We start from the raw sequence: 9,600 nt of genomic DNA on the forward strand, positions 1-9,600 counted from the left end.
CCGAACGCGGAAGAACTGTGGGATTTTGATTCGGATTGACAGGCAGACAACGCACCGTCATTCGCACTGCTCCGAACGTGAGCATCCGGCTCCAAGCAGAGGGAGGGGCGGCGCGTATGTGCCAACCGGATAAGCATGGAAGGAACTTCGGCCCCAAAGCCGCCTTCTTCCGCCTCATGGATAATTGTTTTTATTTTCATCAGATCACCTCTCATTTGAATATATGGTTAATGTCATAGTCCATTATTTTAATGAGAGGCTATTCTTCAATGCAATATCCACCTTTTCCATGATCTCATCGGGAAGAGCAGCTATTATTGGTCTCTTCAATCGTCTGATGTCAATAGTGCGGATCTGCGAAAGATTGACAATTGAACGTTTGTTCAGGCCGGTATCTATGCCGACAGGCACGCAGATCGGATAAGTTGCTTTTTTCTCGGAATATTCAGTGATGACGGCGGCGATGGTTGCAGGCGAGTTCAGATTGCCGATATCATTTTGAATAATCAACACCGGCCGGGTTTTCCCGGTTTCACTTCCCACTACTGGATCGAGGGCAGCGTAATAGATTTCTCCCCTTTTAACATTTAAAGTTATCATGGGGCAACCTCTGGCAGATTCTCAGCATCAGAAAATTTAAAATCCTCACAAATATTCATGTTTTCTTCTGCTAAATCCTGATAGGCGGCTTTCATATGCTTCTCAAAATCCTGCCTGTCGAGTTGGATTAATTTTTCCTCGATAGATTCCCGTACGAAAGCAGAAACTTTTTTTCCTTGTTTGGAAGAGGCTTTGAAGAGCTTCTCCTTGGTCTCTGCCGGCAGTTGGATATTTATTCGAACCTTTTCTTGTTGTGTCATAGATAACATTTTTATACCTCTTTTTATAGATGTAAATGATGTCATCGTTTTATATCATAAAGTGATGTAAATAACAATAAAAAAAATAGCCCGGAATTTAAAATACCAAATCTGAATTTCACAGTGGCCGTCAAACTTATCAACGTATAGAATCGATCGGTTTTAAAACCACCGGAAATTTTATCAGACAAAAATTGAACAGGGTAGCTATAGGGTATCAAATAAAGAAATGGAAAATTAAGTTGTTTATCTAACTATTTGATTTTATTGGCGCGCCTGGCCCGATTCGAACGGGCGACCTACGGATTCGTAGTCCGGGACTCTATCCAGCTGAGCTACAGGCGCATAGTGAATTGATTTGAATTTAACAGACTCATAGGATATAGTTTGTGTAAAGTCAACGGAAAAAAGTCGTTTCAGGCTTAATTTAGAGATTTTAACAGTGTAATACCGGTAATAATGAACGAACATGAAGCATACATGGAACTTGCCATTAAAGAGGCAAAAAAGGCTGGACAAAACTGCGAAGTTCCTATAGGTGCAATACTAGTTGATGAAAAAGGGCAAGTTGTTTCCTTGGCACACAACAGTACTATAACCCTTTGTGATCCTTGTGCTCATGCTGAAATACTTGCGCTAAGGAATGCATGCTCTATAGTCGGTAATTACAGACTGTTGAATATGACTATCTATGTAACGATTGAGCCTTGTATTATGTGTATGGGCGCAATTATTCATGCAAGATTAAAAAAACTGGTATTTGGAGCATACGATCCTAAATGGGGAGCAGCGGGATCTCTTTACAATTTTGCAAACGATAATAGATTGAATCACAAAACTGAAATAATACCTGGAATATGTGAAAAAGAATGCAAAGATCTGATGCAGGATTTTTTCAAAAAGAAACGAAACCTTTGAATACAAACTAAAAATCTGCCGGAATAAAGATACAGGAAAGGAGTAAGTCCGTGGCGAATATAGTAATTATAGGAACTCAATGGGGCGACGAAGGCAAAGGAAAGGTAGTTGATCTTCTTGCCGAATATGCCGACTTAGTCGTTCGTTTCCAGGGTGGAAACAATGCCGGTCATACTATGGTTGTAAATGGAAAGCAATTCATAAGTCATATCGTACCATCCGGGATTCTGCAGAATAAAATCTGTATCATAGGTAACGGTGTTGTTATTGATCCAAAAGTACTTCTTGAAGAAATAGAATCTCTCAAAAGCAAGGGAGTTTCAATAAGTCCTGAAAACCTTATGATATCGGAAAACGCTCATATTATCATGCCTTACCATAAAAATATCGATCTTGCTTCAGAAAGCACGAAAGGAGAAAACAAGATAGGAACCACAGGACGGGGAATCGGCCCCTGCTATGAAGATAAAGCTTCAAGAAAGGGAATACGTTTTGTGGATTTCATTGATCCTGAAGTTTTTAAAGAAAAAGTTTGTTCGGTTCTTCCGGAAAAGAATTTTATTCTCGAAAAATATCTTTCAGACAAAGCGCTTGATGCAGACAGCATAATAAAGGAATATTCTTTTTATGCAAAACAGCTTGCTCCTTTTACAAAAAATGTTTCGGTTATAATCTTCAATGCATTAAAGTCCGGCAAGCAGATTCTTTTTGAAGGCGCCCAGGGGACTCATCTTGATATCGACCACGGAACCTATCCTTTCGTTACTTCATCAAATACGGTTTCAGGTAATGCAGCCTGCGGCTCCGGTATAGGCCCAAAAGCAATTACGGGTGTAATAGGAATTGTAAAAGCTTATACCACAAGAGTCGGGGCAGGGCCGTTTCCTACCGAATTGTTTGATGAAACCGGGGATTATATGCAGAAAAAAGGGGCGGAATTCGGCGCTACAACGGGTCGAAAGAGAAGATGCGGATGGCTTGATATGGTTATTTTGCGCAATGCAGCCAGATTAAACAGTTTAACAGGACTTGCCATAACAAAATTAGATGTGCTTGGCGGCATCAAAACTTTAAAAATTTGTACAGGCTATGAATACAATGGAAAGATTATAGAAGATATGCCTGCTTCCATCAAATTACTATCTGCATGCAAACCGGTATACGAGGAGATGCCGGGCTGGGATGAGGATATATCGGGAATCCGTATATATGAAAATCTTCCGGAAACCACAAAACAATATTTAAAAAGAATTGAAGAACTTATTGAAACACCAATAAATATTGTCTCAGTAGGGCCAGGTAGAGATGAAACAATAGTTATTAACAACCCTCTTAAAAAAAGTTAGTATTAATATAAAATATGGACTATGAAGCCGTCACTTATTGTTGACAATAAAACAATCTTGGAATAATAAGGACAACCTGAATGTCGGGACGTGGCTCAGCCTGGTAGAGCACAGCGTTCGGGACGCTGGGGTCGCTGGTTCAAATCCAGTCGTCCCGACCAAATAAATTCAATAAGTTTTAATAGATTTAAAATTATGAAAAGAAAAGCCTGGTATCGTATTACCAGGCTTTTTTATTTTATCCTCCATGATTATGGGGGAGCAGGCTATTTGAGAAATTTGATTTTGGGGTGTTTTTTGGTGGGACTTGATGGGATTTGTTAGGACTTGCTGGGAGTTATCTGTTCATAGGGTTGTTGTTTCGATGGTGTTTGTAGTTTAAAAAAATGCGGTGTTTTTGGGGTGTTTTACGGAATATTTGCAAGCTATTATAGACAAAATGCGGAATGTATTTTTAGAAGCTTTTTAATTATTATCCTTCCAATATTATTCAATTATCTTTTCTTACAGCAATTCTTTTTTTAAATCAGTTTACTAAATATCGTTAATTAATTACGAACTTAATTACGAACCGGAAAAATAATTACGAACCAGTGTTTATATTTATAATTATCAGTATATTACATTTATAGCAATGCTATTTAGCAGTAAAACGAATTACGAACCAACCTTTTTTGAAAAAATCAAAAAATGAGCGCCTTTTAGTTTATTAATAAACATTAGAAAAACCGGTTTTAAGGGTAAAAAGAAGTAATAAACAGGGATTATTTACATAATTGTAATAATCCGGCATATTTTTTAAATATTTTTTTAAAAAAACTGAAAATAATTTCAAATTAACCACAACTATCTAATATATTATATAATAAAGAATTATATTAATAATCCTTATCATAGTTACCGGTATTAACAGGTCACACTTCCTACGGATTATTACGAATTCTGTGGGTTCCACTTCGTAGCCTTTGCCGTAATGCCGGTTATAACATAAATTATAGCAAAACCGTGTTTCCTGCATATCCTTGTCTGGCGATAGGCATCACGGCCTGATATTCGACTCCACTTTGCAGGAGTATCTTCATAGATTTCCAATTCACATCCATTGGGACATGTCTCTATTTGGGCCTGCCCAGGAACCCAATATTCAGATTCCACATTTTTATATTCGGGGATTTTTTCCCATTCAGTTTTTAGCTCATCCAAAAACGCATTCATATTCTCTCCTTTGTAAAAATAAAGCCCACATCTTTTAAAAAGTTTTGTCTGAGGATTTTTCCTGATTCTTTGCAAATGGGTCTAATGATCTCGGCGTCCGCTGGATTTTTTTATTATGCCAAATGTTCAGGTTTCAATGCATCAAAAGCTAATAGTTTCAATTCATCAAATTCACTAAGTATTATCTTGGTCATCTGCCCACGTGTTAGGTTTTTTGGTGCTTGTTCAAATGAGATACTCTTTATGTTCACCTCCAATTCGGAAGCAGGTTCTTTTGAACGACCGAACTCTGGAAATCCAATTGAAACAACAGAGTTGCCAGTTAGCCCTTTAAAATCAAATTTGTATCTTGCTAAGACGTGGTAAAGATGCACAAATGTATGTAGATCTTTATCTTTGACGAAAAATGTATTATGAAGTCCTTTGCCGTTAAGCTTAAGATCTTCGATTCTTTTCTCCATCCATTTTATTTTTTCTGGTAACGCCGAAGTAGATTCCGGTGAAAACTCAACATCGACTAAATCATCAAACGTAAGCAGAGAACTGCTCACGTTTTGTGTTAATGCGAGGAAATAATTGATTCGCCCTGGATTAGTGAAAAGTCCAAACTCTATCCTTTTTATTTCATCAGCAGCACCGACATGTTTCTTGTCTTTAAAGTGCCGAACTATTCTGCAACTTACTTTACTAGCTACATATTTCGTCTCGTTAGCAGTGTGCGTTACGACAAGTTTAACTTCATTACCTTGTCGGACTTTTTTTAGTTCCAAACTTCCTTTGAAAGTATTTTGAGCGCTAGCCCAATTTTTTGAGTAGTCATTTCGTTCGATTTCAAATTCAAGCAGTAGATGGTCAGCATCACCATCGACAGGAATGAAATTTGGACTACCTTTTACTGCAAAATTTGAAAATTCAAGATCAAGCACAGAGTTGATATCAAAGTTATCAGGGACACTTTCCACCAACGTGGCATTAGAGGCCCATCTGATAGTTTGTGTATTTACCTTTGGACTATCTTCCTTGGTGCATGACGTTATTAAGATCGTCACACCCGCCCATGCATAAATAAATACTCTTGACATTAATAAACAAATTGTTTATCATTTTATTATGATTCAAACTTTTGCTTCATCCGAAACGGAACGCTTCTTTGCTACCGGAAAATCACGCCGCTTGCCGCAGGATATCCTCAAACGTGCAGCAATGCGCTTGACGCAGTTGGATGGGGCCGTACGCCTCGAAGACTTGCGGTTCCCTCCTTCTAACAGACTTGAGGCTCTGGTTCATGATCGTGCTGGTCAATGGAGTATTCGTATTAATGACCAATGGCGCGTCTGTTTCCACTTTAGAAATGGAGACGCTTATGACGTTGAAATTGTCGATTATCACTAGAGGAGAAAATATTATGGTTAAGAATGGTTTGCCTGCAATTCATCCGGGAGAATTTCTGGCTGAAATCATAGGAGAGATGGGCATATCGCAAGCCGAGTTCGCGCGCGCCATCGGGGTATCGCCCATGCGGATTTCGCATGTTATCAAGGGCGATCGTCCGGTGACGGCGGAGCTGGCATTACTGATTGGACGTGCGTTCAACCAGTCACCGCAATACTGGCTTAATCTTCAGGCGTCTTACGATCTAAAAATCGCGGAGATCAGCATTGGAAAACGCCTCACTAGTGTACATTCATTCACGCACGCTTAATTGCCCATCGAGCAATATCTGCGAATTTTACCAACCAGCGGGTCCACAGCGACGCGCCAAAGGGCGGCGCGTGACCCGCGGCGTTAATTGATATATAGAAGGGAATTTTAATGGCGAGAAAATCAACAACAGTAGAACCACCTTCAGGAGTCCTAACAACTGACGATATAGGAAATGCAGTTCGCTCTATTTAACGACGCATTGACGATTTAAAGGCATTTGATGTCACTCTTGTTGAACGGTTAGGGATAGAGCCCGCCATCCTCCACGAACAGCCAAATAGTGGGAATACTATCATTAAAAAGCTATTGGCACATGTAGATGTGGATGATCGATCAAATTATAGCCTGACGCATTAACAGGAAGGACTGTCGATTCTATAATCCAGCAGGAATTTGATCAAAGTTTTGTTGGACTTAAATCCTTTGAGACAGATATGAAAAAAGTTACACCTTTTCCGGAATCGGTATCGGCCCATGCTCTGCCTTTATGCTTCTTCGCAATTCCATTGGCAATTGCCAACCCAAGTCCCGATCCTTGAATATTTCCGGCTGTTACAGATCGCGAAAACAGCCAGAATATTTTTTCCGAATCATTTTTTCCGATGCCAATACCATCATCTTTCACGGAAATAATATGGAACAGATCGGATTTCTCATATCCTATTCTTATTTCGGATAATTTGTCACCACCATATTTTAAGGCATTATCAACAAATATTCTGATAACACGCAAAATGGATAATCTGTCCACATCGGCATATAATATATTTTCAGGCTGCGCCCAGCTTATTCGACGGGCAAGAAGTTTAGTGGAAAACATATCTTTGGTAATATCAAAGAGCTCATTCAAATTTACATGTTCAATATTCAGAGGCACCTCTTTAGCTGATACATAGATGAAAACAAATTCTATTGCCGCTTTTTGATTCAATAACAGCTTCTACGCAAACACTGCCTTTGATAAAAGTTTCCCTGATTTTATCAGCAACTTTTGCTTTATCCTGTTCGACAAAAAAATCAAGCGGGCTCATTGTTGATATTTCTTTACCTGAATATTCAGTAATCTCTTCGAAATTATTATTCCATCGGAGAAAATTGCCCTTTTCATCAAAAATATAAAAGATTCCCGGCAGGCTATCGATAATTGAATCAGAGAGATTTTTTTCACGGACGAGGGATTCCTCAGTGAGTTTGTGTTTAAGCGCCTCTTCTCCCAGCTCCTTAATCTTTTGTCCCAATTCCGCGTATGACAGTATTTTTTCAGCCATTAGAAAATCCTCCAACTTTTACAAGGATAGAAGGGTATTCACAATTTTTGACTTTCGTCTGCTAAAGAAAAGTAAGTCTTATTATGTTATTATGAATAAAAATGTAAAACCTGGAAAGATTATTTTTATTATTTGAACGGACTGAAGTTTTGTTAAGATCAGAAGGAACAAAAACACCTGCCATAGTATAATTTATTAAATCACACTTCTTATCGCCTGTAAAATAACTTCCTCACCTATCTTTATTCTATTAAAGCTAAAAGCATGCCAAAATATTCATACTAATAAATACAGATAGTTAAATAAATATAACGTATCAAAATATCATATTTGACAGATTTGATATTTTTATATGTTATATTTGACACATATTATGTTAAAATGTTAAATAAAACAGGGGGGAATAGGGTCACCTTGATTAGTATCGGTCTAAGCCCTCCACCTCTGGTGAAGGGCTTAGACCGATACTAAGTAATTATATAACACTTTGAATCTATGGATAATAGTATTATGTTTCATTTTTATTTATTGACATATAATTGTTTCATTTAAGAAAGAACTTAAAACATAGAAAGAAGAAACGAAATTTTCCACAAGAATGGGGATAAGTCATGCCGGAAGAAAAAATTGAAATAAATACTGATGATAAAATCAGATTAGAGGGTTTGCTTGATCCCGGAACAAAAAAACATGGTGTTATTATCACTCATCCTCATCCGCTGTATGGCTGGGATTGGTATTACAATTCTTGTTGCAGTTTCAACAGGTATTATTGTAGGATAAATTATTGCAATGCTTGGAAGAAAAGAACAGCCATACGATGATATCGATGAATTTGAGCTGTAATTATGGCTGTTTATGTATCGGCAGATTGTTCATCTTTATACTGAAATCAATTCCATTTACAATCGGTGTTTAGTAATAAATATAAATACGGATATACAGGATATTGTTATAATATTATAAACTAAAGTTTCGCAGTTGAGTAATCGAGTTGATTATAAAGTACATTTTCAATAACTTCAAGAATATATAATATATTGTTTGTGTCAATTTCGTCTGATAATAGCTGACTTGACATAATGATAAGCTCTTTGACATTACGCCAAAATTTGTTTGCCATGCTAAAGTATATCTGGTCGTCAGATAATTCTCTGAACAGCGGCCCCAGCGGCCCAAGAAGTTTGCTTTTGTTGAAAATGTAAACCAGTAGAAGATACCGGATCATAGTCAAGCTGTAAGAGGCTATGACTGCATCAAAAGTGTTGCTTTGTTCACTGCCTAAATACAAGAGTTGCTTGGCATCTTTAAAGAATACTTCAATCGACCACCTTATGGAATAATAATATAAAACCTCTGATGCTTCTAAGTCCTGATCGGTTGAAAGAAAGGCTTGCCATTGCTTTTTGCCATCCGAAATAAAAACGACCTGGACATGACCGGATTTCGGCAATTGAACATTCAGTGAGAATGTAATATTGTTTTTCATGGCAGCTCCTTTTTTAGTAAATTCGGTTACTTGCTATAATCAAATATACTATAATCGGAGCTGCTTTTCAAGTTGTTTATTAATTATATTAAATAATTATATCACCATTTGTGCTGTTTTTTTGCTGCGAAACTTTAGTTATTAATATAATTTGCATTATTATTTAAAATCATATATAATAAGCGATATAAAGAAATGATATAGATAATGTATTAGCATTTTTATTGCTAATTCTGGGGATATATAACGGAACAAATATTGGGCTGAGATTCTTTGATTTGGTTTTTTTTGTTTGTATAAATCGTCTTTCTATCATCGTTCTTTTTATATCAGCTTTTTAAGTATAAAAATATGCAATTCTTTAAATGAATAAAAAATATTTTACTTCATGTAAAATATATTGACATGTTTTTTTACCTGAAACGGTATATCCGGCAACCTATTCTTGACTATCTAAATATGATGGTCTCGTAAAAAGTCGGAAAACCAAAAAATTGGCTTTGTAACCTTCTGTAATAATTGAGTGTGGTTTTTAAAAAATTGCCATTTTGGACTTTTTACGGAAGCATCAAATATTACAATCTGTTATATATTTAGTCCACAATTTAATCGGCAGGCATAAGCTTTGCTATATTTATTAAAAGTTAAATCTATAATAGAGAGGTAATTTCAAAAGTCTCGCATTGATCCGATTATTTTTATAAAAAGCAGTTGAAATACCAAATAACATATTGATTTAATAAAGAGAATGCTCTATTATCTTCTTAAATTCGCCAATTCAAGAAAGGATGATAATATGA

The 9,600-nt window shown here is 36.8% G+C and carries 13 protein-coding genes and 2 tRNA genes; 6 read left to right on the top strand and 9 right to left on the bottom strand.

Annotated elements, in window-relative coordinates:
• The 4 genes from VXK47_RS20760 to VXK47_RS20775 form a co-directional block, all read right to left on the bottom strand.
• The coding region (locus VXK47_RS20760) for a hypothetical protein (protein WP_435550699.1) at positions 1–200 on the bottom strand (200 nt) is incomplete at its 3' end.
• Positions 201–243: 43 nt separating this feature from the next.
• Positions 244–600, bottom strand: coding sequence for a type II toxin-antitoxin system PemK/MazF family toxin (locus tag VXK47_RS20765; RefSeq protein WP_435550700.1), 357 nt, complete (start codon positions 598–600; stop codon positions 244–246).
• A complete protein-coding gene (locus tag VXK47_RS20770; RefSeq protein WP_435550701.1) occupies positions 597–905 on the bottom strand; it encodes a hypothetical protein in 309 nt (102 codons plus the stop codon). The genes VXK47_RS20765 and VXK47_RS20770 overlap by 4 nt, the downstream gene beginning before the upstream one ends.
• Positions 906–1,128: 223 nt before the next feature.
• Positions 1,129–1,205 (bottom strand) — tRNA-Arg (locus VXK47_RS20775).
• A gap of 114 nt (positions 1,206–1,319) precedes the next feature.
• On the opposite strand from VXK47_RS20775, the gene tadA reads away from it, so the two are divergent.
• From tadA to VXK47_RS20790, 3 genes are all read left to right on the top strand, one after another.
• Positions 1,320–1,778 (top strand): tRNA adenosine(34) deaminase TadA, encoded by a 459-nt coding sequence (gene tadA, locus VXK47_RS20780; RefSeq protein ID WP_435550702.1) that lies wholly within the window; start codon positions 1,320–1,322, stop codon positions 1,776–1,778.
• Between the two features lie 50 nt (positions 1,779–1,828).
• Complete coding sequence (locus VXK47_RS20785) at positions 1,829–3,124, top strand: adenylosuccinate synthetase (RefSeq protein ID WP_435550703.1); 1,296 nt, start codon at positions 1,829–1,831, stop codon at positions 3,122–3,124.
• 84 nt (positions 3,125–3,208) lie between these two features.
• Positions 3,209–3,285, top strand: a tRNA-Pro gene (locus VXK47_RS20790).
• A gap of 772 nt (positions 3,286–4,057) precedes the next feature.
• Here the strand turns inward: VXK47_RS20790 and VXK47_RS20795 are convergent.
• Together VXK47_RS20795 and gapS4b are read right to left on the bottom strand one after the other, a co-directional pair.
• Complete coding sequence (locus VXK47_RS20795; RefSeq protein ID WP_435550704.1) at positions 4,058–4,339, bottom strand: hypothetical protein; 282 nt, start codon at positions 4,337–4,339, stop codon at positions 4,058–4,060.
• 113 nt (positions 4,340–4,452) lie between these two features.
• Entirely contained in the window at positions 4,453–5,421 is a 969-nt protein-coding gene (gapS4b, locus tag VXK47_RS20800) for a GapS4b family protein (protein ID WP_435550705.1), read from the bottom strand.
• 28 nt (positions 5,422–5,449) lie between these two features.
• Here gapS4b and VXK47_RS20805 point away from each other — a divergent pair, with 28 nt between their 5' ends.
• Positions 5,450–5,731, top strand: coding sequence for a type II toxin-antitoxin system RelE/ParE family toxin (locus VXK47_RS20805; protein ID WP_435550706.1), 282 nt, complete (start codon positions 5,450–5,452; stop codon positions 5,729–5,731).
• Positions 5,625–6,041, top strand: coding sequence for a HigA family addiction module antitoxin (locus VXK47_RS20810; protein ID WP_435550707.1), 417 nt, complete (start codon positions 5,625–5,627; stop codon positions 6,039–6,041). Before VXK47_RS20805 ends, VXK47_RS20810 begins: the two co-directional genes overlap by 107 nt.
• Before the next feature lie 399 nt (positions 6,042–6,440).
• Here VXK47_RS20810 and VXK47_RS20815 read toward each other — a convergent pair whose 3' ends face one another.
• On the bottom strand, positions 6,441–6,974 hold the full coding sequence (locus VXK47_RS20815; RefSeq protein ID WP_435550708.1) for a sensor histidine kinase: 534 nt from the start codon (positions 6,972–6,974) through the stop codon (positions 6,441–6,443).
• Complete coding sequence (locus VXK47_RS20820) at positions 6,925–7,311, bottom strand: PAS domain-containing protein (RefSeq protein ID WP_435550709.1); 387 nt, start codon at positions 7,309–7,311, stop codon at positions 6,925–6,927. Before VXK47_RS20820 ends, VXK47_RS20815 begins: the two co-directional genes overlap by 50 nt.
• A gap of 611 nt (positions 7,312–7,922) precedes the next feature.
• On the opposite strand from VXK47_RS20820, the gene VXK47_RS20825 reads away from it, so the two are divergent.
• Positions 7,923–8,135, top strand: a complete 213-nt coding sequence (locus tag VXK47_RS20825; RefSeq protein ID WP_435550710.1) for a hypothetical protein — start codon at positions 7,923–7,925, stop codon at positions 8,133–8,135.
• Between the two features lie 143 nt (positions 8,136–8,278).
• Here VXK47_RS20825 and VXK47_RS20830 read toward each other — a convergent pair whose 3' ends face one another.
• Positions 8,279–8,800 (bottom strand): transposase, encoded by a 522-nt coding sequence (locus tag VXK47_RS20830; protein ID WP_435550711.1) that lies wholly within the window; start codon positions 8,798–8,800, stop codon positions 8,279–8,281.
• Positions 8,801–9,600: the final 800 nt, after the last annotated feature.

The organism is Desulfobacterium sp. N47 (genome assembly GCF_051233685.1).
GTDB lineage: Bacteria > Desulfobacterota > Desulfobacteria > Desulfobacterales > RPRI01 > RPRI01.